This is a genomic window from Aliiruegeria sabulilitoris, assembly GCF_001558155.1.
Lineage (GTDB): Bacteria > Pseudomonadota > Alphaproteobacteria > Rhodobacterales > Rhodobacteraceae > Tropicimonas > Tropicimonas sabulilitoris.
In genome coordinates, this window is record NZ_LOAS01000011.1 from 189,403 (window position 1) to 212,006 (window position 22,604).

Consider the following 22,604-nt stretch of genomic DNA (forward strand, 5'->3'; position numbering starts at 1 on the left):
GGACCTTCCAGCCCAAGAAGGCCCAAAACCACTGAATTTCCTTCACGCGTCCGTAAGCTCATGTGCGCCCGACGCCTGTCAGCTTCCTCCAGAAGGCCGCGGATCGGCCCCCAGTCCGCACGCAGCCCAACAAAAAGAGGACATGGAATCCGAGCGCATCCGACAACCCCACTCGAGCATCCGTGATGTGCGCAAATGCGCAGCTTCCTCAGAATTTTGGAAGGTTTTGCATCTTTCAGAACGCACCATCTGATCATCACCAACGGCGCAACGAGGCGCCGACAGACAGAAACGAAACAAGACACGATTAAAGGACCAAATCATGAAACGTACCGTGCTTTTCACCGCTCTCGCCCTGACCCTGGCCGGCCCGGCTCTCGCTTCCGACCAACTCGCCCGCTCTCTCGGCGTCGAAGCGGGGGCCTATTCCACCGGCGAACTCATCGCCCTGCGCACCGCGCTCGAAAATGGCGAACATGCCAAGGTCAACGACATCCTGTCGGGCAGCATCACCAAGGGCCGCACCGACAGCTCTGCGCAATTCGCGGCCTCGGTCGGTGCGGACAGCAACTACTCCACCGCAGACGTCATTGCCTTGCGCTCGGCACTCGAAGACAGCGAGCAACAGACGGCTCGGTTCATCCGCAACAGCGCGGGCGAGGATGAGGGCTTCGTCGCCTCCACCAAGAGCGGAATTTCTGCGGGCCAGGCACAGCTTGCCGCATCCCTTGGTGTCGATGCGTCCGACTACTCCCTTTCGGAACTGGTCAAGCTGAAAGCCGACCAATCCTCTGACAATGGCCGTGGCGACTAAGCTGGCCAGACAGTTCAAAACAGGGTCCGCCTTCATCAAGGCGGGCCTTTTTTTGTTCGGTTCAAACGGGCGACAGACGCCAGAAAAGCGCGAAAGGATCGAACCACCCTTCCTCACCAATTTGCGCGCTCCTCAAGAAATAGGACTACCGGAGGGGGCTTCGCGCCCGCGCCCCTGCGAGCGCTCCCCCAAGAAATGTGAGGAAAGAGGAGCGCCGAAAACGAATGAGATCTTCTTCTTTCCAGAAATATCCCCGCCGGAGGCACGGTCCGCAGGATCGTTCACACGCGCGCCGCGCACCTCTGCCCCACCCCAGACGGCATCAACGGACGCACACAGGCTCACAAAGAAAGGGCGCCGGGTGACCGACGCCATTTCCCTTGTCATTGGCAACAGAGCCTTACTCCAGGCTAAGCGCCACGAAGCTCGGGCCACCAGCGCGGCGGATCAGCAGCAGGATCGACTTGCGACCGGCATCCGTTGCGTCCGCGATCCGGGCTTCCAGTTCCTCGATCGTTGAAACTTCCACCTGGCCGGCCTGGGTGATGACATCGCCCGGGCGCATGCCCTTCTCGAAGGCATCGCTTGCCTCGTCGACTTCCTTGACAACCAGACCACTAGAATCTTCGCCAAGTTCCATCTCTTCGGCGATTTGCGGCGTCACGGCGGTCACGGTCATGCCGAGGATCTCTGCATCCTGCGGTTCCTGCATATCCATGTCCGGGGAGCCGTCGGCCATCTCGGTGTTTTCGGCGGTTTCACGACGTCCAAGCGTGACCATTACCGTCTCGGTCTTGCCCTCGCGGAAGACAACCACGCGGACGCTCTTGCCGACCTCGGTATTGCCCACCAGTTGGACGAGGCCGCGGGTATCGTCCACGTCGGTGCCGTCGAAGGACAGGATCACGTCACCGGTCTTGATACCGGCATCCAGCGAGGGGCCTTCGAGCACGTCGGTGATCAGCGCGCCCTTGGCTTTCTCAAGGCCGATGGCCTCGGCTACATCGTCCGTCACGTCCTGGATCCGGACGCCCAGCCAGCCACGACGGGTTTCGCCGAACTCCTTGAGTTGCTCGATCACGTTGGTCGCAACCCGGGAGGACATGGCAAAGCCGATACCGATCGAGCCGCCATTGGGGCTGAGGATAGCGGTGTTGATACCGATCACCTCGCCATCCATGTTGAAAAGCGGACCACCGGAGTTGCCGCGGTTGATGGCGGCGTCGGTCTGGATGAAGTCGTCATAGCTGCCCGAGAGCGCACGGCCGCGGGCCGAAACAATGCCGGCGGAGACAGAAAAACCCTGCCCCAGCGGGTTGCCCATGGCCATGACCCAGTCGCCCACGCGGGCATTGTCCGAGTTGCCCCAGGGCACGAAGGACAGCGGTTTCTCGGTTTCGACCTTGAGCAGGGCGAGGTCCGTTTTCGGATCGGTGCCGATCACCTTGGCGGGCAGTTCCTCACCGGAAAAGAACTCGATGCTGATCTCGTCCGCCTCGGCAATGACGTGGTTGTTGGTAACGATGAACCCGTCTTCGGAAATCACGAAGCCAGAGCCGAGCGCCGAGGAACGGCGCGGCCGCTGCGGCGCCCCGTTGGGGCCGTTGCGCTCCATGAAATCGCGAAAGAAATCTTCGAAGGGCGAGCCTTCGGGGATGATCGGGCCGCCATCGCCATGCGGACTGGACGCGGTGGCCACCATCGTCGATGTGGTGATGTTCACCACCGCCGGGCTGACCTTGTCGGCCAGATCGGCAAAGCTTTCGGGGGCACCCCTTGCATGGGCACCAAGCGATTGCGCGATGAGCAGCGCCAAGCCAAGCAGCACCGCCGGGAAAAACCGCGCCGCGGTTTCCCTTCCGGGAAGGGAGAGAGCTTGAGATTTCACTCGATTATCCTTCTGTTTCTTGTGGCCCGCCCTTTGCGGCGATCCATTCGATTGCGAGCTGCGCGTGACCGCACAACTTTTGTGCGCACATACTTTTTCATAAACCGGAGAGTCGCAATTCAAAGTACCGTCGCAAAGCGTCACGAGCGCGTGACAGCCGGACGACCTTTGGGAACGGCTCTGTTATCGGTTATTGAAGGAAGTGTCTCAGGCCGAAGGGCCGCACGCAAGACAAAGCTGCGTGCAGGCCATGCCCAACCGGGCACGAGACGCCCTAGCCAGCCAGGTCGCCAGCCACAAAAGGATTCCCCCGGTCGTGATTGCCAGCAAACCGACCAGCCGGCGGGTTTCGACCGGCATCTGGCGGATCAATTCGAGGATCTCGTCAATACGCGAAGGGGCCAGTGCAAGCACCAGCCCCTCCAGAACGAATACCAGCCCGATTGCGAGCAGGATCGTGTCCATTTACTTGGCGACCCCATTGGCGCCGTTGAAGTAGTCGAAGAACTCGCTGTCCGGCGCGATGACCAAGGACGAGTTTTCGCCCTTGATCGCTCCCTCGTAAGCCGACAGGGACCGGTAGAACTCGAAGAATTCCCGATCCGCGCCATAGGCGGCAGCGAAGATCCCGTTCCGTTGGGCATCGGCTTCACCGCGAACGATCTCGGCCTCTTTCTGGGACTCGGAAACAAGTTCCACCACGGTCCGGTCGGCCTGGGCACGAACCCGCTGCGCGGCCTCGTTACCGCGCGCGATCTCGTCCGCGGCTTCCCGTTCCCGTTCGGCGCGCATCCGCTCGAAAGTTGCGTTCAGGTTCTGCTCGGGCAGGTTGGTCTGCTTGAGCCGCACGTCGACCACGTTGAGGCCAAGCGCACGCGCCTGAACCTGTGCCTGATCGCGAATACGGTTCATAAGCACCCGGCGGTCTTCAGACAGGATGGTGTCCGAGGTCACCTGGTCCGCACCGAGCACTTCCCGGATCTGGGCGTTGAGGATCGAGCTCAACCGGGTCTCGGCAGCGGGCAACCCGCCAACGCCGACGGCCTGCCGGAACTTCACCAAGTCCTCGATCCGGTAGCGCGCAAAGGCATCCACCACGAGGCGGCGGTCATCCGAAGGCGTGACCTCGATCGTGTCCGTGTCCAGCGCCAGGATCCGGTCGTCATAATAGACGACTTCCTGGATGAGCGGGATCTTCAGCGCGATGCCGGGATCTTCCTTCACGCGCTTGATCTGGCCGAATTGAAGCACCAGCGCTTTCTCACGCTCGTCCACGATGAAGACGGAGGCCATGATTATGGCGACGGCCACGATGCCAATGGGCAGAAGATAGGTCAGACGCTTCATATCAGTTGCCCTCCACGGTCGGTTTGCGCAGCTCGTTCAGCGGCAGGTAAGGCACGACGCCCTGTCCAGCCCCCTCGCCGCCGGTTTCGCCAAGGATCACCTTGTCGACATCGCCGAGCACCTTTTCCATCGTCTCCAGGTAGAGACGCTTGCGGGTCACTTCCGGCGCCTTCTGATATTCCTGAAGAACGGCGGTAAAGCGGCTCGCCTCACCTTCGGCTTCGTTCACGACCTGCGCCCGATAACCTTCGGCCTCTTCCAGAAGCTGCGCGGCTTCACCGCGCGCGCCGGCGAGAACCGTGTTGGCATAGGCATCGGCGCGGCGTTCGAGACGGTCACGCTCCTGCTCGGCGGCCTGCACCTCGCGGAAGGAGTCGATCACTTCCTTCGGCGGGTCGGCCTTGTCGAGGTTCACCCGGACGATGTTGATGCCGCTGTCATAGGTATCCAGAGTTCCCTGGATCGAAGTCTTGGCGGTATCGGCAATCAGGCCCCGGTCCCGGTTGAGGATCGGCGCCAGCTCGGAGGCCGCGATGATCTCGCGCATGGCCGATTCCGACACGGCGCGGACGGTTTCGCGCCCTTGTGCAAGGTTGAACAGGAATTTGGCCGGATCGACGATATTCCAGACCACCTGGAAATCGATATCGACGATGTTGGCATCCGTCGTCAGCATCAGCCCGCTATCCGTGCGCGAATTGAAATCGTCGCCGATATCCTCCGTCCGCTCCGAGGTCACGTTGACGACTTCGGCGGTCACCAGCGGCCAGGGCGCAAAGTTCAGACCCGGGCTTCCGATGGCCGAGAATTCGCCCAGGAACAGCTCGACAGACTGCTCTTCCGGCTTGACGGTATAGAAGGAGGCAAGCCCCCAGAGCACGACCAGCGCCGCGCCGCCCAGCAGGAATGTGCCGCGGGAGAATTTCGGCCCCTCGCCGCCCTGCCTCGGCTCGCGCGGTCCACCGCCTCCGCGGCCACCCATCAGAACGCGAAGCTGTTCCTGCCCCTTTTTCATGATCTCGTCGATCTCGGGAATCTGCTTGCTTTCCTCGCCGGGACGTTTGCCCCCGCCATTATTGCCGCGATTGCCGCCACCGTTCTGGCCGCCACCGCCGGAGCCACCGCCCCAGGGTCCGCCGCTATGTCCTGCCATTAATCTCTCTTCCCTCTCATGTCTCAACGGGTGCGTATCATTGCCAGATGGTTGTCCCGGCGGCGTTTTCAAGCGCCGGGCTACCTGCTCAGGCCCTGCGCACCGGCGTTTTCAGCGTTACCAACTCCTCCGACATGGTCGGGTGAACGGCAACCGTTCGGTCAAAATCTTCCTTCGTCGCGCCCATCTTCACAGCCACCCCGGCAAGCTGGATCATCTCGCCGGCATGGTCGGCCACGATATGAACGCCCAGAACCCTACGGGTGTCGGCGCAGACGATGAGCTTCATCAATACGCGGTCCTCGCGGCCGATGAAACTCTTGTGCATCGGTTTGAACGCCGTCGAATAGACCTCGATCGGCCCCGCCTCGCGCGCGTCTTCCTCCGACAGGCCCACCGTACCATATTCCGGCTGGGTAAAAACGGCCGAGGGGATCAGCTCGTGATCCGGCGCAGTCGGGTTGCCCTTGAAGACGGTCTCGACAAAGGCCATGCCCTCGCGGATCGCAACCGGCGTGAGCTGCACGCGGTTTGTGACATCGCCGATGGCATAGATCGAGGGAACCGAGGTCTGGCTGTATTGGTCCACGACCACCTCGCCACGCCGTCCGATCTCCACGCCTGCCTCTTGCAGGCCCAGCCCCTTGCTGTTCGGCGTCCGGCCGGTGGCAAAAAGCACCTGGTCGAAGACATGCGTGCCGCCGGTCGTCGCCGTAACCTCGATCCCAACCTCAACCTTGCGCATCGCGGCGATATTGGTGCCGCAATGGATCTCGATGCCGTGACGTTCCATGTGCTCGGCGATATGGCCGCGCGCCTCGCCATCGAAGCCGCGCAGAATCTGCGGGCCACGGTAGGATTGCGTCACTTCCGTGCCGAGCCCGTTGAAGATGCAAGCCATCTCGCACGCAATGTAACCGCCGCCGACGACCAGCAGGCGTTTGGGGAGCTCGTCGAGATGGAACACCTCGTTGGAGGTGATGCCCAGTTCCTCGTTCTCCACGCCCGGCAGCGAGGGCCAGCCACCCGTGGCAATCAGGATATGCTTGGCGGTGTATTCCGTCCCGTCGGCGAGGCGCACGGTATGCGGATCGACCACGGTGGCGCGTTGGGCAAAGACCTGCACGCCGGAGCCTTCCAGCAGACGATTATAGACGCCTTCCAGCCGGTCCAGCTCGCCCTCCAGCCGGGTGCGGAACTTGGGCCAGTCGAAGCCGCCGATCTTCACATCCCAGCCGTAATCCACGGCCTCCTGCATGCCTTCGGCATACTCGGAGGCAAAAACCATCAGCTTCTTTGGCACGCAGCCACGAATCACGCAGGTGCCGCCCATGCGGCTCTCCTCGGCCAGTCCGACCTTGGCGCCTGTCTCGCCAGCGGCCACACGCGCCGCGCGCACCCCACCGGAGCCGCCGCCAATAACAAACAAATCAAAATCGAAAGCCATTCCGGCGTCCTTTTTACCCGCTGAAGCTGTCCTAGCGCGCCTTTCGACCCGCCGCCACCCCAAGATAGGAACCCATCGCCCCGGATCGAGGGGTTGAAGGCCTTTCCGGGCATCCCGGCTCCGCTATGAGGCTGGAAACGCGAAACCGGCGTTCCGTTGAGCATAGAAAGCAGCATCGGGCATCTTGCTTGCCGGGTCCGGGGCCAGAGTTGCGATTGCCTGGCCGCTTGCGGTGGGAGTATTTCTTGCGGGAAGTAAGGTGCGAGCGCCAATCCTTCTTATGACGCGAAATATCCTGGGGGAGCGCTCGCAAGAGCGCGGGGGCAAAGCCCCGCCCGCCCTCAGCTCACGCCGCGGGTTTCGATCTTCAACCGGCCGCCGCAGTGCTTGCAGTGAACGGCATCGGGATCGTGTCGGGTAAGCCCGCAACTCGGGCAGGGATAATGCACCTTGTTCGGGGTGAAGATCACGCTGGCGAGACGCAGGAAGAGCGACACGCCAATAACCATGATCCCTACAGCAAAGAGCTTTCCCCCAACGGATGTTGGCGTGAAATCGCCATATCCTGTCGTCGTCAGCGTGGTCACCGTATAATAGAGAGCATTGACGTAACCTTCGAAGTCTTTCGGGCCCCCGCCGCTCTGCACGACGTAGACATGGACCGCCGAGGTGGTCACAAAGACAAAGATCACGAGGTTGAGCGCCGCAACGATCGCATCTTCATGCTCTCTAAATAGCCGGGAATCGCGCCTCAAATCCTGTAAAAGGTAGTTGGAATGGCCGAGCCGAACACCCCGGAGAATTCTCAGGAAAGAGAGATCGACCCCGGTAAACCTGTTCAGCACCAGTGAGCCCAGCACCAGAATATCCGCGATCACGTAAATCCGGCCCAGATGTGCCCACTTGCCAGGGGCGATCCAGAACCGGCACACAAAATCGACGAAAATGAACAGTGCGAGGATCTCGTTGATGAAATGGATCAGAGCCGTGTGCGGCAAGGGCGTCACGACGATGAAGTAGATCACCGTGGCAAGGTCGAACAGTATCAGACCATAGCGAAGCCGCACCGAGGCCGGCGAGGTGCCGGTATAGAGTTTCTCAACCCGTTGTTTCAGCTTTTCCATCATGTTGGGCGTAGCCTAGAGCGGCCTCCGCCCGCTTTGCCAGCCCGCTCTCATCCGCGGCGATACGGATCGCCCGCAGCGCGGCTTTCCGACAACGTTTGCAGACGCCGCCCCACCAGAAGTTCGATTGCATCTGCAAGTTGAACTTCCAGGATGGTGTAATCGCCCCGCGCCACCCGGATGCGGTGCGCCTCGATCATCACATCGGCATGGGTGCAGCCCACGGGCGGCTCGACCGATAGCAGGCCAGTTCGACCAGAAGCCCCATCGGGTCCCGGAAATAGATCGAGCTCTGCCGGTCTGCACCCGTCAGCGTGATATGATGAACGCCCTGCATCTGAGCTTTTCGCATCCTGTCCTTCCTGTTTGCCTGGCAAAGGCCAGCGGAGTCCGTCGCACAAAAACACCTCTGGGGCGCTTCGTTGGCGCACATCGCCCCTGCAGGAATGCCAAGCCGATGCAGGCCTAATGGGCCGGTGAAGACGCGCTGGAACCAACTTCCGGGGTGTCGCCCTCGGAACCACGCGCCCCGATTATCCGCATCGCATCCTCCACACGCCGCGCGTAGCGGACGCTGGACCGGTCCAGCCCGTGAGTCAGGAAGATCCGCAGCATGGCGCGATCCGTTCCGGTCAGCCACAGGGTCACGCCACGCTTGTTCGCCTTGTGCGCCAGTTCCACGATCATGTTCGCGCCGGTGGAATCGAGCATGGGCACATCCGAGAAGTCGATGACCAACGCCTTGTGATGGTCGTTGATCCGGTCGAGGACCATGCCGATCGAGGCGGTGGCTCCGAAAAACAGCGCGCCGCGGATGCGATAGATGACAACATCGGGGTCCGCGGCGAGATTTTCGTCATAGGCGCCGCGGGGACGCACGGAATCAGGAAGGTCGCCACCGACCAGCGGATGGTGGGTGGCAATCTCCGTCTTCTGGCTCATCCGCTGGATGAACAGAACGGAGCCGAGGGCGAAGCCAACAACGATGGCTTCGGTCAGGTCGCGGAAGATCGTGAGGAAGAAGGTCGCGCCGAGCACCGCGGCCTCGCCCCAACCGGAGCGGAGCAGGATGGCGATGGCGGGTTTCTCGATCATCTTCCACGACACCACGGCGAGAACCCCGGCCAATGCCGCAAGCGGGATGTAGGCCGCGAGAGGTGCCGCCAGCAGCATGAAGAGCAGCAGGAAAACCGAATGCAGAATGCCGGAGACCGGGCCATGTGCCCCGGAGCGCACATTGGTCGCCGTCCGCGCGATGGTGCCGGTGACGCAGATGCCGCCAAACAGCGCCGAGCCGACATTCGCCGCGCCTTGCGCCAGCAACTCGCAATTGGAGCGGTGCCGTCGTCCCGTCATCCCGTCGGCAACCACCGCCGATAGAAGGGACTCGATGGAGCCGAGCAGGGTGAAGGAAATCGCCGAGGGCAGGACTGCGATGAGTTTTTCGACCGAGATGTCCGGCATCTGCGGCCTCGGCAGGGTGGACGGGATGCCGCCGAACCTGGAGCCGATCGTCTCGACCGGCAGCGCGAGGACCGTTGTGATCAACGAAGCGATGGCAACGGCGATCAGCATGCCCGGCCAATGCGGGCGATAGCGTCCGACCCCGACAATGATAGCGATCGTGACTGTCGAGATCAGGACCGCCGCGGGGGTGATGCTGGCACGGACCGACCAGAGGGCGGGAAGTTTCTCCAACAACTCGCCCGGCTCGTGTTCGAGCGACAGGCCGAACAGGCCGCTGATCTGGCTGGCGAAGATGATCACCGCGATCCCCGCGGTGAAGCCGACCGTCACCGGGAAGGGGATGAACTTGATGAATGTGCCGAAGCGGAGCAGGCCGGCCAGCGCAAGGAACAGCCCGGACAGGAAGGTCGCCAGTATCAGCCCGTCCATCCCGTGCTGCACGACCGTGGCGGCCACGAGCACGATAAACGCGCCGGCGGGGCCACCGATCTGGAAGCGGGAGCCGCCGAAGAGAGAGACAAGGAAACCGCCGACAATCGCCGTATAGAGCCCTTGCGCCGGGCTCGCCCCGGAGGCGATGGCGATGGCCATGGAGAGCGGAAGCGCGACGATGGCCACGGTCAGGCCTGCAATCGCATCGGCGCGCAGATGCGCCAGCCCGTAGCCTTCGCGCAGCACGGTCACGAGTTTGGGGGTGAACAATTCGGCGAACCCGGGGGTTTCGTCCGAACGATCTGTCTTTGCTTTCATTTCAGCCGCACCTGTTTGCAGGAAGCGGCGGGATCGTCGGCAAGATGTCGGCGGTCGCCGTCGCGATAGAGCAATGTCTCGTTTCACCGGCCCCGAAAATCTTGGGTCGGCCCTATCTCCTCCCGGCGGGGCATTGGTCGAAACCCAAACCCCTTCCCGCCAATGGCGATGCTTCGACAGCAACTCGGAAATTGTTCGAAGAGCGAAACAAGGTCAAAGGGGCGTTCGGGAACGCTCGTGCGGGATGATCGCCGGGTACTCCCCGCCCTGTCCCATGTCAAATATTTATTCCGGACAGCGGCCCCGCCTGACCGGAGCCACCCGGAAGCTGCCAACGCAAGGGGCTTCCGGCGCACTGACGGAAACTTCCATTTTCAATGTGCATGTGTGCACATCATGCCTTAAAATTACCAAAATTGACCACACAACCGAACATCCGCATCTTCAGGGGCAAGCCATTCCACTTATCCAAGGAACTCGAAATGACTGCCCCGACCATCCTCAAGATCGATAGCTCCGCCCGCCTGACGGCCTCTGTCAGCCGCGACCTGACGACCCAGATCACCGAAAAATTCGACGGCGCCAGGATTATCGCCCGTGACCTCGCCACTGCGCCGCTGCCGCAAATCGACGAGGGTTTCGTGACCGTCACCAAGGGCGCCACCGAAGACGAGGTCTCGGAGGCGCAGCGCGAGATGCTGGCGCTGTCCAACACGCTGATCGACGAACTTCGGCAAGCGGACGTGATCGTGATCGGCCTGCCGGTCTACAATTTTGGCCTGCCGGCATCGCTCAAGGCCTGGATCGACCTGGTCGCCCGCGCCGGAGAAACGTTCAAATACTCCGAGGCTGGGCCCGAGGGCCTGCTCACCGGCAAGCGTGTGATTATCGCGATGGCCTCCGGTGGTACCGAAGCGAACTCTGCTATCGACTTTGCAACTCCCTATCTTCGCCATGTGCTCGGCTTCATGGGCATGACCGATGTCGAGTTGGTGCGCGCCGACAGGCTTGCCTTTGATGTCGAGGGCACGATCAAGGCCGCGAAGGAGCAGGTCGCCACCCTGGCCGCCTGAGGCTGACGGAAATCCCCGGCCAGTGACCGCGCGGTGCCTCCGGCAGAGGTATTTTAGGAAAGTTGAAACTATTGGGTCTCTAGAAGGGATCTGCGGTTCAGGCTGATCAGCCGATGACCGCGAAAGGTGAAGGCGCCTCGTCCGGGTTTCCGGCGAGGCGTTCTTCGTTTCATCGCCTTGACTCCGGAGGCCTGTCTGCCGTAAGGACCGGCGCAACACCCGGAAGTGCAAGCTTCCGGTCCTCCTTTTATGGAGGATCGCCACCAGTCAGCGCGTTGCGCCCACTGGTGCGATTGTCGTTTGGGCACCGGTTTCCCATATGGGGACGGTATGTTGACTGGAATGGCCGTAGGAGGGCCGAGGCATGTTCGAGAATCTTTCAGAGCGCCTCTCAGGTGTCTTCGACCGGCTGACCAAACAGGGTGCCCTGTCGGAGGACGACGTCAAGACCGCACTGCGCGAAGTGCGCGTGGCCCTGCTCGAGGCGGACGTCTCGCTGCCGGTTGCGCGCGAGTTCATCAAGGCGGTGCAGAAGAAGGCCACAGGCCAGTCGGTGACGAAATCGGTCACGCCGGGCCAGCAGGTCGTCAAGATCGTCCATGACGAGCTGGTCCATTTCCTGGCCGGCAACGATGAGACGCCCGGCGATCTGAAGGTCGACAACCCGCCCGCGCCGATCCTGATGGTCGGCCTGCAGGGTTCGGGCAAGACCACGACCACCGCCAAGCTCGCCAAGCGGCTGACCGAGAAGAACGGCAAGCGGGTTCTGATGGCCTCGCTCGACGTGAACCGCCCGGCCGCCATGGAGCAGCTGGAGATCCTCGGCCGTCAGGTCGGCGTTGACACGCTGCCCATCGTCAAGGGGCAGAGCCCGGTCGAGATCGCCAAGCGCGCCAAGCAGCAAGCGACGTTCGGCGGCTATGACGTCTACATGCTCGACACCGCTGGCCGGTTGTCGATCGACGATACGCTGATGGCAGAGGTCGAGTCGGTCCGTGACGTGACCTCCCCGCGCGAGACGCTGCTGGTGGTCGACGGCCTGACCGGTCAGGACGCCGTGCACACGGCGGAAAATTTCGACCAGCGGATCGGCATTTCCGGCGTGGTCCTTACCCGAATGGATGGTGACGGGCGCGGCGGTGCGGCGCTCTCCATGCGTTTTGTGACCGGCCAGCCGATCAAGTTCGTCGGTCTCGGCGAGAAGATGGACGCGCTGGAGGAGTTCCACCCGGAGCGGATCGCGGGCCGGATCCTCGGCATGGGCGATATCGTTTCGCTGGTGGAGAAGGCGCAGGAGACGCTCGAGATCGAGCAGGCCGAGCGCATGATGCGGCGCTTCCAGAAGGGTCAGTTCAACATGAACGACCTGCGCAGCCAGCTCGAACAGATGCTCAAGATGGGCGGCGTCGAGGGCGTCATGGGCATGATGCCCGGCATGGCCAAGATGAAGAACCAGGTGGCCGAGGCGGGATTCGACGACTCTATCCTGCGCCGGCAGATCGCGCTCATCCAGTCGATGACCAAGAAGGAGCGCGCCGCGCCGCAGATCCTGCAGGCCAGCCGCAAGAAGCGGATCGCCAAGGGCGCCGGGCTGGAGGTCAGCGAGCTGAACAAGCTGCTGAAGCAGCACCGCCAGATGGCAGACATGATGAAGAAGATGGGCAAGAAGGGCCTGCTCAAACAGGCCATGGGCTCGATGTTCGGCAAGGGCGCGAGCGAGGAAGACCTCGCCAAGCAGCTCGGCAATGTCTCCCAGGCCGACATGGACAAGGCCGCCAAGGCGCTTGGCGGGATGAACACCGGTGGCTTCGGCGGCGGTCTGCCGGGGCTTGGCGGCGGCAGCCTGCCCGCCGGTCTCACCGGCTTCGGAAAGAAGAAGTAATCCCATGCGCACGCCCGTCCTCGAAACAGAGCGCCTGTTCCTTCGCCGTCCGACCCGTTCGGATATCGGCACGGTCTTTGCGCGCCTGAAGGCCGGGCAGACGCATGTGGCAACCGCGCCGCTGGCAGGCGAACGCGCGCTGGAACAGGTCGTGGCCATCGTCTGCCATTGGGACCTGTGCGGGCTTGGCCTTTTCGCGGCAGTGCCCAAGGGATGCGACGAACCGATCGGCCTGGCAGGGCCCTGGAAGGCGACCGGTTGGGAGCAGCCGGAGTTGGGCTTTCTGTTCCTCGACACCGCCGATGCCGACAGCCTTGCCCCCGAGGCGCTGCGCCGGGCGCATCACTTCGCCGAGCGGGTGATCGGCTGGTCCGAGATCGTCAGCCATATCCGGCCGGAGGACCGCCGCGCCGTCGCGCTCGCCCGGACCACGGGCGCGATTGCGGACCCGTTCGCCGACGGCCCGACCGAGGCGCTGACCTTCCGCCACCCCGTTCGCCGGGGCAACTGGAGGCGGGCGGCATGATCGAGCGGCTCGAGACGGACCGGCTCATCCTGCGCCGCCCCACACCCGAAGACGCCGCGGCCTATATCGCCTATTACGCGTCCAACTGGCGTGCCACCCATGGCCCGGTGATGCAGGCCGATGGCGCGCGGAGGCGGTATCAGCGTATCCTCGGACATTGGGAAAAGAACGGCTATGGCCGTTTCGTGGTCGAGCTGAAGGGACAGCCCGGCGCGATTGGGCTGGTCGGCCCGCATTGGCCGGATTCCTATCCCGAGCCGGAACTGACCGGCCAGCTCTGGACCCGCGACGCGGTCGGCAACGGCTATGGGCTGGAATCCGTGGCCGCGGCCCGCGCGCATGCCTATTCCGCGCTCGGCTGGACCTCGGCTGTGACCTATATCCATGCCGAAAACTCCCATGCCGTGCGCATGGCCCGCAAGCTCGGCGCCCGGATCGATCCGACCGTCCACGCGCCCGCGTCCCTGGACGGGCATGACGCCTGGCGCCACCCCTCCCCCGAAGAGCTTTCGGGCACCGTCGTACCTTCGCCCGCACGCCGCAAGATTGCTAAACCCCGCAAGCCGGCCGCGCCGACGCTGAAGACACGGCGGCTGACCCTTCGTCCCTACCGGATCGAGGATTTCGAACCCTATGCGGCCTTTCTTGCGTCGGACCGTGCCCGGCACATCCACGGCCCGCATTCCATCGAGACCGCATGGCAGTGGTTCACCAATGACATCGCCCATTGGTCGCTTTTCGGCTACGGCGGCCTGATGATCGAGCACAAGCGGCGGCTGATCGGGCAGGTGGCGATCACCTCCGGGTACCGCTTCCCCGAGCCCGTTCTTGGCTGGTTCCTTTTCGACGGAAATGAAGGCAAAGGATTCGCAACCGAGGCCGCGTTTGCCCTGCGCAACTTCGCCTATGAAAGCGCCGGGCTGGAAACGCTCGTCAGCTACAGCGCGCCGGAGAATGCCCGCTCCATTGCCGTCTCCATTCGCCTTGGCGCGGTGCGCGACCCGCAGGCGCACCCGCCGGCCATGGGAGACAATTTCGTCGCCTTCCGCCACCCCGCCCCGGATTCCGACGGCAACGTGGAGGCCTATGCATGACCGCGTTCTCCGTGCCCTTGATCGAAACGGAACGGCTTCGTCTGCGCGGCCCGCAGATCGCGGATTACGACGCCTTCGCCGATTTCCTGGCATCGCCCCGCGCGGCGTTCATCGGCGGTCCGATCACCGATCCGATGGCGCTGTCGCGTGTCTTCGGGCACGCCGCCGGCATGTGGATGCTGCGCGGCTTCGGCACCTTCATCTTCGAGCGCAAGAGCGACGGCACCGCTATCGGCCATGGCGGGCCGTGGCAGCCGATGCCCTGGCCCGAACCGGAGCTCGGCTGGTGCATCTGGCGCGACGCGGACGAGGGCATGGGCTACGTCACCGAAGCGCTGGACGTCATCCGCGACTGGGCCTTCGCAACCCTCGGATGGCAAAGCTGCGTCTCTTATATCGACGCGGGTAACCATCGCTCCGCCGCTGTCGCCCGCCGTCTTGGCGCCGTCCGCGACGAGAACGCCGCCTTGCCGCCGGGCGAGGCCCCGGCCGAACTCCATGTCTACCGTCACGTGAAGGGAGGTGCCTGATGGGACATCGCGACATTCCTGTTCTTGAATCCGAACGCCTCATCCTGCGCGCGCCGGAACCAGGGGATTACCCGAACTTCCGTTCGACCTTTTCCTCCTATCGCTCGCGCTTCATGGGCGGCCCGCTCAATGCCTACGAGATCTGGATGCTGTATGCCGCCGAGATCGGCCATTGGGAGATCCGCGGCTTCGGCATGTGGATGATCCACCTGCGCGAGACCGACGAGACGCTCGGAATGGCCGGTGGATGGTTCCCGCCGAAATGGCCCGAGCGCGAGATCGCCTGGTTCAACTGGCCGGAAGTGGGCGGGCATGGCTACGCCCTAGAAGCCGCGCATCTGGCGCGGAAGTATTTCTACGAGAAGGCTGGCTGGGAAACCGCCGTTTCTTATCTCGACCCAAAGGATCTCGACTCCATCCGGCTGGCCGAGCGACTCGGCGCCGTGAAGGACAACGAGGCGACTTCGGTCGATGGCAATGACGTCGTCTATCGCCATCCATCGCCGCAACGCCTGAAGAACGGCCAGTTGCTCGACGGGATCGAGATGGAAATCCGCTCCTATTACGACCCGCTCTTCAAGCCGAAAGGATACGCCATTGACTGATGCCGTTGCAAAGGCCGCGGAGCTGCTCAAGGAGCACCGCAACAGCATCGACCGTCTCGATGCGATCCTCGTCTACACGCTGGCCGAGCGCTTCGCCCACACCCAGGCCGTGGGCAGGCTCAAGGCCGAACACGACCTTCCCCCGTCCGATCCTTCGCGCGAGGCCGCGCAGATCGAACGGCTCGAAGATCTGGCGAAAGAGGCCGACCTGGACCCCGATTTTGCCAAGGCTTTCCTGAACTTCATTATTCAGGAAGTCATCCGTCATCACAAGAAACACCAGGAATGACGGTCGGTTAACCGACCAAATCAACGCCATTCAAAGGAGAAAACAACAATGGCCATGAAAATCCGTCTCGCCCGTGGCGGCTCCAAGAAGCGCCCCTATTACTCCATCGTCGCCGCCGACTCGCGCATGGCGCGCGATGGCCGCTTCATCGAGAAGCTGGGCACCTACAACCCGCTCCTGCCGAAGGATTCCGAGGATCGCGTGAAGATGGACATGGAGCGCGTTCAGTACTGGCTCGACCAGGGCGCCCAGCCGACCGACCGCATCGTGCGATTCCTCGAAGCCGCCGGCGTGCGCGAGAAGGCCGAGCGCGACAACCCCAACAAGGCGAAGCCGGGCAAGAAGGCCGTCGAGCGCGCTGAAGAGAAAGCCGCCAAGGCCGCCGAAGCTGCCGAGGCCGCTGCTGCCGAAACCGCGGCTCCCGCCGAGGAAGCCACTGCCGAGTAATCGGCACGTCAAGGCTCTGCGAGCATGATCCGGCTGGCCATCTGGGGCACGCTTTTCGGCGTTGGCCTTTGGTGCGGGATCGAGGCGCATCGGATCGTCATGGACGACCGTTGCCTCGATGCCGGTGGCCGGATCGGTGCGCGCGGTCTGTGCGAGGGAGTGATGCGAGATGGCTGATCGTGTTTGTGTCGGCGCCATCGCGGGCGCATTCGGCGTCAAGGGAGAGGTACGGCTCAAGAGCTTCTGCGCCATTCCCGAGGATATCGCTTCCTATGGGGAGCTTTTCACCGAGGACGGCGCGCGCGCCTTCACGGTGCAGATCGCCCGCCCGGTCAAGAACGGACTTGCCGTTCGCCTGAACGGGATCGCGACGAAGGAACAGGCGGACGCGCTCAAGGGTGTCCGCCTGATGGCCGACCGGAACCGGATGCCGGAATTGCCCGAGGACGAATTTTACCATGCCGACCTGATCGGGTTGGAAGTGCGCGATACCGGCGGCAACCTGCTGGGAACGGTGCGCGCGGTGCAGGAATTCGGCGCTGGCGACATGCTGGAGATCCACGGTCCGGGGCTGAAGACAACCGTTCTGCTGCCCTTTACCCGCGAGGCCGTGCCCACGGTCGATATCGCGTCAGGCCGGATCGTTGCCGATCCGCCCGAGGGCCTCTTCGAATGAAATACTGGGGGCTGGGGATCGCCGGCGCGCTCTTCCATGCCGCCCCCATCGGCGCCGGGATGACCGGCGCGCCCTATATCGCGGTGCTGGCCTTTACCGCTCTGTTCTTCCTCTGGGTCGCCGTGATGAAGTTCGAGCCGTTCCGCGACGGACCGGCGATGGTCCTGCCCACCCTGATGGTGCATTTCGCCCTTTCTTCGGCCTGTCTCGGGTTCGGCCATCTCCTGCGCGCCTTGCTCGGCATCGAGGCAACCGCGCCGCTCATGGGCTGGATCGTGCTGGGGCTGGGCGGTATCGCGCTTGGCCGCATCCTCTGGCGCCCCCGTGCGGAAGCCGAGGCAGAGGCCATCGTCGAACAGGCGCTCAAGAAGCTGAACGAGTTTGCCGACGACGCGGAGGTGCTTCTGGACGAACGCGAACAGATCCCGCTGCCCGAAGCGGTCGAAGAAATCGCGGCAATGTTCGGACGACTCGATGCCCTGCCCGCCGAGGGTGCCGCGCAAGCCGATCTGGCCCGGATAATCCTGCCGCTGCCGGAAACCGTGAGCCCCTCGCTCCTGTTCGCGGACCTGCTTCAACGTACGCAGCGAACCCGCGCCCGACGGGACCGGCACGCGGCGCTTGTGCTCGTCTTCGACACGGAATTCGCCGAGGCGGTGCGCGGGCAACACTGCATGGCGCAGGTATTCGACCTGATCGTCGAGGCGGCCGATGTCGTGACCCTGGCACATTTCCTTGCGCGGGCCGAGGCCGTGCTGGATGAAGCCCCCCATCTGCTCGGGGACTTGCCCGAGGTGTCGCGGATGCTGGAGATCTCGGAGCAGATAGCGGCGGCCGAACCCGACTTGTCGGAGGCGCTGGTGTCGCTGGCACAGCGGCAAGAAGATCTCGAACGGATGATGAATGGATATGAGTGAGAGCCATGACTGACGGGCCCAAATCCCACGGACGCCTGTCGATCCGCGCGAGCCTTGTGCCGCGCGACCTGATGGACCCCAACCCGCGCCTGCAAGGTGCGTGGTGCGCCAAGATCATCACGCTGTTTCCCGGCGCCTTTCCCGGCGTTCTGGGCGAGAGTCTGACCGGAAAGGCATTGCAGGACGGCCTCTGGGCGCTGGAAAAGATCGACCTGCGCCCCTTTGGCCAAGGCCGGCACCGCAACGTGGACGACACGCCCACGGGCGGCGGCGCAGGTATGGTATTGCGCCCCGATGTCGTGGCCAAGGCGCTGGACGAGGCCGCCCGCGACACACCGCGCGATCGCGCCCGCTGGCCGATTGTCTACCTGAGCCCGCGCGGACGCCGTTTCGATCAGGCCACCGCCCGCCGCTGGGCCGGGGCCGAGGGCATCACGATGCTCTGCGGTCGTTTCGAAGGGGTGGATCAGCGGGTTCTGGATGCCTACGAGGTCGAGGAGGTTTCGCTCGGAGATTTCGTCCTGACCGGCGGCGAGATTGCCGCGCAAGCGATGATCGACGCCACCGTGCGGCTGCTTCCCGGCGTTCTGGGCAACCAGGCCTCGACCGAGGAGGAGAGCTTTTCGGACGGCTTGCTGGAACATCCACAATTCACCCGCCCGAACGATTGGAATGGGCGCGCAGTGCCGGAGGTTTTGCTCTCCGGCCATCATGCGCGGATCGAGGAATGGCGGCGCGAACAGGCCAAGGCGCTGACGCGGGAGCGGCGGCCCGATCTCTGGGAGGCCTGGCAGGCCCGGCACCGGAAGGATTGAGGCGACGGGCCAACGATTTTCGTGCTATGCTTCCCGAATAAAAGGGAGGCAAACATGCCATTGACGCTTCAGGTGATCTATCCGATCACGGACGAAACGAATTTCGATTTCGACTATTACCTCGGCACCCATATGCCCCTTGTGAAGAAGTACTTCGGCGAACACATGACCGCTGTCTCCGTGAGCAGGGGACTGGCCGGCGGTCAGGACGTGCCGCCGCCTTTCTACGCAATCGCCACGATGACCTTCAACGAGCCCTCTGATCTCGATGCGGCCATGGCCAAGGCGGGGCCGGTACTGGACGACATTCCCAAATTCACCAACACGACTCCGCAGATGCTGATCGGCGAAACCGTGCTGCGGCAACTCATGGAGTGACGACCATCGCAACGGGCTTGCAATAAGGCACGCCCTTGCCTAAACAGCGCCATCTGATCGGGAAACCGACTCGGATGGTTTCGCCATTGCGGCCGGATCGAACGGGCGGGCCTTCTTCGGCCCCATCCCGCCGGCAGCACGGTAAAACCGACCAAGGAATTGATGACCTGACCTCCGGCGGGCGCGACAGCGGACCCGATGAAGACCAGGAGCTCCGGGGCGCGGCAAACACTTTGCGGGCCAACCGCAAGCAGTAGAGGAGCGTTTCAGATGGATCTGATCGCAGAACTGGAGGCGGAACAGATCGCCTCCCTCGGGAACGAAATTCCCGACTTCAAGGCTGGCGACACCATTCGCGTCGGCTACAAGGTGACCGAAGGCTCGCGGAGCCGGGTGCAGAACTACGAAGGCGTCTGCATTTCGCGCAAGAACGGCAGCGGCGTTGCCGGTTCGTTCACCGTTCGCAAGATTTCCTTCGGCGAAGGCGTGGAGCGTGTGTTCCCGCTGCATTCGACGAATATCGAGAGCATCACCGTCGTGCGCCGTGGTCGCGTGCGCCGCGCCAAGCTCTACTACCTGCGTTCGCGCCGGGGCAAGTCGGCCCGTATCGCGGAAGTTTCCAACTACAAGCCCAAGTCGTAAGGAGACGGATGATGAAAAAAGATATTCATCCCGAGTACCACCTCATCGACGTCAAGATGACCGATGGCACCGTGGTTCAGATGAAATCGACCTGGGGCAAGGAAGGCGACCAACTGGCGCTGGACATCGACCCCTCCGTGCACCCTGCATGGACCGGCGGCTCGGCCAAGCTGATGGATGCCGGCGGCCGGGTTTCCAAGTTCAAGAAGAAATACGAAGGTCTGGGCTTCTAAAAGCCACAGATCACGGACAGTGCAGAACGCCGCTCCCTCGGGGGCGGCGTTTTTCGTTCTCGTCCTTCCCGCCTTGCCCCCGCCGCAGGCCCACGCCGCGCAAGCGGCGCCACCGCCGCTCGGCCACCGGCCGGCGGCAAGCGCCCGGCTCGGCCTTCCGCCCCCTGCCCGTGTTGCAGAACGCCGCCCTGCCACCTATTCCGGTATCGACAAACCGACATTTCCTCTGGAGCCGACATGAATACAGATCTTCTCAAGCGCCTCTGCGAAACCCCCGGCGTGCCCGGCCATGAAGAGCGTGTCCGCGACCTGATCCTCAAGGAGATCGAAGGGCTTTTCGATCATGTCGAAACGGACCCGATGGGCTCCCTTCTCTGCCGTCGCGATGCGCGCGGAGGCGCGAAGACGCCGCTGAAGATCATGTTGCTCTGCCACATGGACGAAATCGGCTTTCTTGTCAGCCACATCTCCAAGGAGGGCTTCCTCTATCTCCAGCCTGTCGGCGGCTTCGACCCGCGCACGCTCTTTGCCCGCCGCGTGCTCGTCTGCACCGACGACGGCGACCTGAAGGGCGTGATGAACCCGGCCGGGCCGGGCGTGCACATCACCAAGCTCGAAGACCGCAAGAAAGTGCCGGAAGTGCATGAATTCATCGTCGATACCGGGCTGGGCGAGGCTGCTGCCGAGAAGGTCAAGGTCGGCGACATGGTGGTGATGGACGAGCCGTTTCTGGAGATGGGCAATAAATTCGTCTCCAAGGCGCTCGACAACCGCGTCGCCTGCTGGCTCGGGATCGAAGCGATCCGGGGGCTGGCCGAGACAGCCAACGAAGCCGAGATCCACGTCGCCTTCACCTGCCAGGAAGAGGTTGGCCTGCGCGGAGCGCGCACGGCCGCTTTCCGCATCCAGCCCGATATCGGCCTGGGCATCGACACGACGCTGGCCTGCGACACGCCCGGCGTTCCCGAGCAGGATCGTACAACGGAGCAAGGCAAGGGCTTCGGCCTGCATGTCCGCGACACGTCCTTCATTGCCGACAAGGCGCTTGTGGCGGAGTTTGACGCGCTTGCCCGCGCGGAGAATATCCCGTTCCAACGCACGATGCTGCGGGCCGGCGGTCAGGACGGCGCCGCCGCCCAGCAGGCTGCAGCCGGCGCCCGGGCGGTGGGGATCGTGGTTGGCACACGCTATATCCACACGGTTACCGAGATGGTCGATAGCCGCGACCTGCAGGCGGCCCGGGATATACTGGTCGCCTATCTCCGCCAGGCCGGCTGAAAAAGGAAGGCCGCCGGGCTGCAACGCACCTAGGTCAAGGGCGCGCTTCCTGACCAAATGAGAGAGCGCCGTTCCCGGCTTTCCGGGAGCGCACCGCAAAGAAACGGCTCCCTGGCGCGGATAGCCGGGTCGCGCCAAGGGCGACGACATCGGCCCCGCTACCAAGCTTGAACCGGGCAATACCGGGCGTGTTCCGAGTGTCGATAAGGTCGAGGTCCAACTGGCGCATGCCACGCGCTGCCAGCCAGTTTTGTGCATTCCACAACAGAAGGTTATGCGCCCCGACCCGCCGCCCTTCGGGACCGGACCAGCCGACATGATAGGTCGCGCTTTGACCATGCAGAAGGAAAAGCATGGCTGCCACGGTCTCGCCATCCCTTTCCGCTGTGAAGAGACGTGCGGATTTCTTTCCGCCTTGCTGCACCCAGGCCGCGGTGAAGGTCGGCGGCAACCGACGATAGCGGCGAGCACAGGCCTGTTCGGCCTCCCTCATCAGCAACCAGTGGCCCGGATTCTCCGGCATCGGTGCCTGGCGAACCTCCAGGCCCGCCCCCTCTGCCCTGACCAGCCGGTTGCGCCATTTGCCGTGCTGCCGGGCGCGCATCTCGGCTGCGTCGCCACTCAATTCCAGCCGCGCCAGATGGCAGGGCGTCACGGCCTTCAACCAACCGCTGCCATCCAGCGGGTCTGCACCATCGCAAGGTTCCGGCGTGGCCGCGACGATGCGATGGTCCTGCTTGAGACGCTCCAGCAAGGACAGGACACCGCCGCGTCGGACCGATGGCGGTACGAGTTCGGCCCAGACCGGCCCACGCGAGAGCAGCGCCGCCCGTCCAAGCAGGGGAACTGGGCGTTCGAGAACCTGCGCGGCGCCAAGCAACTGTCCGGTATGATTGCGCATTTCGAAGTACCGCAAGCTGGAGCCAAGAGTTGCGCATGCGGCCCCGTAGGTCGGATGCTGCTGCATCGGAACGGGCACGCCCTCGGGCAGACACGGGCAGGATATTTCGATCCATCGAGGCTCCATGATCAGCATTAACCATATGCAAACCTAACGTATGGTTAATGCCCGCATGAGACAGAAGCCTGCCCCCGTTCGCGGCATCGAAGCGCCGCCGCCCCGCCCGACTTTTCGCAGCGCCCTGTGGCTCGCCTGCGTGCTGTCAATTCCCACCTACCTGCTGCTTTCGCTGCTGGATTACCTCGTTCGCTGGGCATTCTGAACCAGG

At 63.4% G+C, this 22,604-nt stretch carries 28 protein-coding genes; 18 read left to right on the forward strand and 10 right to left on the reverse strand.

From position 1 onward, the window contains the following. The first annotated feature begins 322 nt into the window (after nucleotides 1-322). Entirely contained in the window at nucleotides 323-814 is a 492-nt protein-coding gene (locus tag AX756_RS12105; protein WP_068311500.1) for a hypothetical protein, read from the forward strand. Nucleotides 815-1,214: 400 nt separating this feature from the next. Here the strand turns inward: AX756_RS12105 and AX756_RS12110 are convergent, their stop codons facing one another. From AX756_RS12110 to AX756_RS12145, 9 genes are all read right to left on the reverse strand, one after another. Further along, the gene (locus AX756_RS12110) at nucleotides 1,215-2,702 is read right to left on the reverse strand and encodes a DegQ family serine endoprotease (RefSeq protein ID WP_068311502.1); all 1,488 of its coding nucleotides are present in this window, start codon (nucleotides 2,700-2,702) and stop codon (nucleotides 1,215-1,217) included. A gap of 207 nt (nucleotides 2,703-2,909) precedes the next feature. Further along, the gene (locus AX756_RS12115) at nucleotides 2,910-3,167 is read right to left on the reverse strand and encodes a DUF2065 domain-containing protein (RefSeq protein WP_068311505.1); all 258 of its coding nucleotides are present in this window, start codon (nucleotides 3,165-3,167) and stop codon (nucleotides 2,910-2,912) included. Next, complete coding sequence (hflC, locus tag AX756_RS12120; protein ID WP_068311507.1) at nucleotides 3,168-4,049, reverse strand: protease modulator HflC; 882 nt, start codon at nucleotides 4,047-4,049, stop codon at nucleotides 3,168-3,170. Between the two features lies 1 nt (nucleotide 4,050). Continuing rightward, a complete protein-coding gene (hflK, locus tag AX756_RS12125; protein ID WP_068311509.1) occupies nucleotides 4,051-5,202 on the reverse strand; it encodes an FtsH protease activity modulator HflK in 1,152 nt (383 codons plus the stop codon). Nucleotides 5,203-5,290: 88 nt separating this feature from the next. Then, on the reverse strand, nucleotides 5,291-6,649 hold the full coding sequence (gor, locus tag AX756_RS12130) for a glutathione-disulfide reductase (protein ID WP_068311511.1): 1,359 nt from the start codon (nucleotides 6,647-6,649) through the stop codon (nucleotides 5,291-5,293). A 341-nt stretch (nucleotides 6,650-6,990) separates the two neighbouring features. Beyond that, nucleotides 6,991-7,776, reverse strand: a complete 786-nt coding sequence (locus tag AX756_RS12135) for a zinc ribbon domain-containing protein (protein ID WP_321186428.1) — start codon at nucleotides 7,774-7,776, stop codon at nucleotides 6,991-6,993. Between the two features lie 47 nt (nucleotides 7,777-7,823). After that, nucleotides 7,824-7,997, reverse strand: a complete 174-nt coding sequence (locus AX756_RS26365; protein ID WP_231701045.1) for a hypothetical protein — start codon at nucleotides 7,995-7,997, stop codon at nucleotides 7,824-7,826. After that, a complete protein-coding gene (locus AX756_RS26370) occupies nucleotides 7,973-8,125 on the reverse strand; it encodes a VOC family protein (protein WP_231701046.1) in 153 nt (50 codons plus the stop codon). Before AX756_RS26370 ends, AX756_RS26365 begins: the two co-directional genes overlap by 25 nt. Nucleotides 8,126-8,238: 113 nt before the next feature. Beyond that, complete coding sequence (locus AX756_RS12145; RefSeq protein ID WP_068311513.1) at nucleotides 8,239-9,990, reverse strand: SulP family inorganic anion transporter; 1,752 nt, start codon at nucleotides 9,988-9,990, stop codon at nucleotides 8,239-8,241. Nucleotides 9,991-10,472: 482 nt separating this feature from the next. Here AX756_RS12145 and AX756_RS12150 point away from each other — a divergent pair, with 482 nt between their 5' ends. The 16 genes from AX756_RS12150 to AX756_RS12220 all read left to right on the forward strand — a co-directional run bounded on the left by AX756_RS12150 (nucleotide 10,473) and on the right by AX756_RS12220 (nucleotide 21,375). Continuing rightward, a complete protein-coding gene (locus tag AX756_RS12150) occupies nucleotides 10,473-11,063 on the forward strand; it encodes an FMN-dependent NADH-azoreductase (protein ID WP_068311515.1) in 591 nt (196 codons plus the stop codon). 364 nt (nucleotides 11,064-11,427) lie between these two features. Then, the gene (ffh, locus tag AX756_RS12155) at nucleotides 11,428-12,945 is read left to right on the forward strand and encodes a signal recognition particle protein (protein ID WP_068311517.1); all 1,518 of its coding nucleotides are present in this window, start codon (nucleotides 11,428-11,430) and stop codon (nucleotides 12,943-12,945) included. A gap of 4 nt (nucleotides 12,946-12,949) precedes the next feature. Further along, entirely contained in the window at nucleotides 12,950-13,471 is a 522-nt protein-coding gene (locus tag AX756_RS12160) for a GNAT family N-acetyltransferase (RefSeq protein WP_068311519.1), read from the forward strand. After that, nucleotides 13,468-14,565: a GNAT family N-acetyltransferase gene (locus AX756_RS25115; RefSeq protein WP_082739077.1), complete on the forward strand. Its 1,098-nt coding sequence runs from the start codon at nucleotides 13,468-13,470 to the stop codon at nucleotides 14,563-14,565. Before AX756_RS12160 ends, AX756_RS25115 begins: the two co-directional genes overlap by 4 nt. Next, complete coding sequence (locus AX756_RS12170; protein ID WP_068311521.1) at nucleotides 14,562-15,095, forward strand: GNAT family N-acetyltransferase; 534 nt, start codon at nucleotides 14,562-14,564, stop codon at nucleotides 15,093-15,095. Before AX756_RS25115 ends, AX756_RS12170 begins: the two co-directional genes overlap by 4 nt. Continuing rightward, on the forward strand, nucleotides 15,095-15,700 hold the full coding sequence (locus AX756_RS12175; protein ID WP_068311523.1) for a GNAT family N-acetyltransferase: 606 nt from the start codon (nucleotides 15,095-15,097) through the stop codon (nucleotides 15,698-15,700). Before AX756_RS12170 ends, AX756_RS12175 begins: the two co-directional genes overlap by 1 nt. Then, complete coding sequence (locus tag AX756_RS12180; RefSeq protein WP_068311525.1) at nucleotides 15,693-15,989, forward strand: chorismate mutase; 297 nt, start codon at nucleotides 15,693-15,695, stop codon at nucleotides 15,987-15,989. Before AX756_RS12175 ends, AX756_RS12180 begins: the two co-directional genes overlap by 8 nt. Before the next feature lie 48 nt (nucleotides 15,990-16,037). Then, on the forward strand, nucleotides 16,038-16,436 hold the full coding sequence (gene rpsP, locus AX756_RS12185; protein ID WP_068311527.1) for a 30S ribosomal protein S16: 399 nt from the start codon (nucleotides 16,038-16,040) through the stop codon (nucleotides 16,434-16,436). 24 nt (nucleotides 16,437-16,460) lie between these two features. Then, on the forward strand, nucleotides 16,461-16,613 hold the full coding sequence (locus AX756_RS25630; RefSeq protein ID WP_156461478.1) for a hypothetical protein: 153 nt from the start codon (nucleotides 16,461-16,463) through the stop codon (nucleotides 16,611-16,613). Next, on the forward strand, nucleotides 16,606-17,112 hold the full coding sequence (gene rimM, locus AX756_RS12190) for a ribosome maturation factor RimM (protein ID WP_068311529.1): 507 nt from the start codon (nucleotides 16,606-16,608) through the stop codon (nucleotides 17,110-17,112). Before AX756_RS25630 ends, rimM begins: the two co-directional genes overlap by 8 nt. Then, the gene (locus tag AX756_RS12195; RefSeq protein WP_068311531.1) at nucleotides 17,109-18,029 is read left to right on the forward strand and encodes a hypothetical protein; all 921 of its coding nucleotides are present in this window, start codon (nucleotides 17,109-17,111) and stop codon (nucleotides 18,027-18,029) included. The genes rimM and AX756_RS12195 overlap by 4 nt, the downstream gene beginning before the upstream one ends. Before the next feature lie 5 nt (nucleotides 18,030-18,034). Further along, nucleotides 18,035-18,844 (forward strand): tRNA (guanosine(37)-N1)-methyltransferase TrmD, encoded by an 810-nt coding sequence (gene trmD / locus AX756_RS12200; protein WP_068311533.1) that lies wholly within the window; start codon nucleotides 18,035-18,037, stop codon nucleotides 18,842-18,844. A gap of 54 nt (nucleotides 18,845-18,898) precedes the next feature. Then, nucleotides 18,899-19,222: an EthD family reductase gene (locus AX756_RS12205; RefSeq protein WP_068311534.1), complete on the forward strand. Its 324-nt coding sequence runs from the start codon at nucleotides 18,899-18,901 to the stop codon at nucleotides 19,220-19,222. Between the two features lie 270 nt (nucleotides 19,223-19,492). Next, entirely contained in the window at nucleotides 19,493-19,864 is a 372-nt protein-coding gene (gene rplS, locus AX756_RS12210) for a 50S ribosomal protein L19 (RefSeq protein WP_068311536.1), read from the forward strand. A gap of 11 nt (nucleotides 19,865-19,875) precedes the next feature. Continuing rightward, the gene (gene rpmE / locus AX756_RS12215; RefSeq protein ID WP_068311650.1) at nucleotides 19,876-20,097 is read left to right on the forward strand and encodes a 50S ribosomal protein L31; all 222 of its coding nucleotides are present in this window, start codon (nucleotides 19,876-19,878) and stop codon (nucleotides 20,095-20,097) included. 237 nt (nucleotides 20,098-20,334) lie between these two features. Beyond that, nucleotides 20,335-21,375 (forward strand): M42 family metallopeptidase, encoded by a 1,041-nt coding sequence (locus AX756_RS12220; protein WP_068311538.1) that lies wholly within the window; start codon nucleotides 20,335-20,337, stop codon nucleotides 21,373-21,375. Between the two features lie 34 nt (nucleotides 21,376-21,409). Here the strand turns inward: AX756_RS12220 and AX756_RS12225 are convergent, their stop codons facing one another. Continuing rightward, nucleotides 21,410-22,276: a GNAT family N-acetyltransferase gene (locus AX756_RS12225; RefSeq protein WP_163887301.1), complete on the reverse strand. Its 867-nt coding sequence runs from the start codon at nucleotides 22,274-22,276 to the stop codon at nucleotides 21,410-21,412. Nucleotides 22,277-22,448: 172 nt separating this feature from the next. Here AX756_RS12225 and AX756_RS26065 point away from each other — a divergent pair, with 172 nt between their 5' ends. After that, on the forward strand, nucleotides 22,449-22,598 hold the full coding sequence (locus tag AX756_RS26065; protein ID WP_163887265.1) for a hypothetical protein: 150 nt from the start codon (nucleotides 22,449-22,451) through the stop codon (nucleotides 22,596-22,598). The last annotated feature ends 6 nt before the right edge of the window (nucleotides 22,599-22,604 follow it).

Coding starts and splice junctions, on each gene's coding strand:
- AX756_RS12105 (WP_068311500.1), top strand. CDS start 323: ATGAAACGTACCGTGCTTTTCACCGCTCTCGCCCTGACCCTGGCCGGC.
- AX756_RS12115 (WP_068311505.1), bottom strand. CDS start 3,167: ATGGACACGATCCTGCTCGCAATCGGGCTGGTATTCGTTCTGGAGGGG.
- hflC (WP_068311507.1), bottom strand. CDS start 4,049: ATGAAGCGTCTGACCTATCTTCTGCCCATTGGCATCGTGGCCGTCGCC.
- hflK (WP_068311509.1), bottom strand. CDS start 5,202: ATGGCAGGACATAGCGGCGGACCCTGGGGCGGTGGCTCCGGCGGTGGC.
- gor (WP_068311511.1), bottom strand. CDS start 6,649: ATGGCTTTCGATTTTGATTTGTTTGTTATTGGCGGCGGCTCCGGTGGG.
- AX756_RS12135 (WP_321186428.1), bottom strand. CDS start 7,776: ATGATGGAAAAGCTGAAACAACGGGTTGAGAAACTCTATACCGGCACC.
- AX756_RS26370 (WP_231701046.1), bottom strand. CDS start 8,125: ATGCGAAAAGCTCAGATGCAGGGCGTTCATCATATCACGCTGACGGGT.
- AX756_RS12145 (WP_068311513.1), bottom strand. CDS start 9,990: ATGAAAGCAAAGACAGATCGTTCGGACGAAACCCCCGGGTTCGCCGAA.
- AX756_RS12150 (WP_068311515.1), top strand. CDS start 10,473: ATGACTGCCCCGACCATCCTCAAGATCGATAGCTCCGCCCGCCTGACG.
- ffh (WP_068311517.1), top strand. CDS start 11,428: ATGTTCGAGAATCTTTCAGAGCGCCTCTCAGGTGTCTTCGACCGGCTG.
- AX756_RS12160 (WP_068311519.1), top strand. CDS start 12,950: ATGCGCACGCCCGTCCTCGAAACAGAGCGCCTGTTCCTTCGCCGTCCG.
- AX756_RS25115 (WP_082739077.1), top strand. CDS start 13,468: ATGATCGAGCGGCTCGAGACGGACCGGCTCATCCTGCGCCGCCCCACA.
- AX756_RS12170 (WP_068311521.1), top strand. CDS start 14,562: ATGACCGCGTTCTCCGTGCCCTTGATCGAAACGGAACGGCTTCGTCTG.
- AX756_RS12175 (WP_068311523.1), top strand. CDS start 15,095: ATGGGACATCGCGACATTCCTGTTCTTGAATCCGAACGCCTCATCCTG.
- rpsP (WP_068311527.1), top strand. CDS start 16,038: ATGGCCATGAAAATCCGTCTCGCCCGTGGCGGCTCCAAGAAGCGCCCC.
- AX756_RS25630 (WP_156461478.1), top strand. CDS start 16,461: ATGATCCGGCTGGCCATCTGGGGCACGCTTTTCGGCGTTGGCCTTTGG.
- rimM (WP_068311529.1), top strand. CDS start 16,606: ATGGCTGATCGTGTTTGTGTCGGCGCCATCGCGGGCGCATTCGGCGTC.
- AX756_RS12195 (WP_068311531.1), top strand. CDS start 17,109: ATGAAATACTGGGGGCTGGGGATCGCCGGCGCGCTCTTCCATGCCGCC.
- trmD (WP_068311533.1), top strand. CDS start 18,035: ATGACTGACGGGCCCAAATCCCACGGACGCCTGTCGATCCGCGCGAGC.
- AX756_RS12205 (WP_068311534.1), top strand. CDS start 18,899: ATGCCATTGACGCTTCAGGTGATCTATCCGATCACGGACGAAACGAAT.
- rplS (WP_068311536.1), top strand. CDS start 19,493: ATGGATCTGATCGCAGAACTGGAGGCGGAACAGATCGCCTCCCTCGGG.
- rpmE (WP_068311650.1), top strand. CDS start 19,876: ATGAAAAAAGATATTCATCCCGAGTACCACCTCATCGACGTCAAGATG.
- AX756_RS12220 (WP_068311538.1), top strand. CDS start 20,335: ATGAATACAGATCTTCTCAAGCGCCTCTGCGAAACCCCCGGCGTGCCC.
- AX756_RS12225 (WP_163887301.1), bottom strand. CDS start 22,276: ATGCGCAATCATACCGGACAGTTGCTTGGCGCCGCGCAGGTTCTCGAA.
- AX756_RS26065 (WP_163887265.1), top strand. CDS start 22,449: ATGAGACAGAAGCCTGCCCCCGTTCGCGGCATCGAAGCGCCGCCGCCC.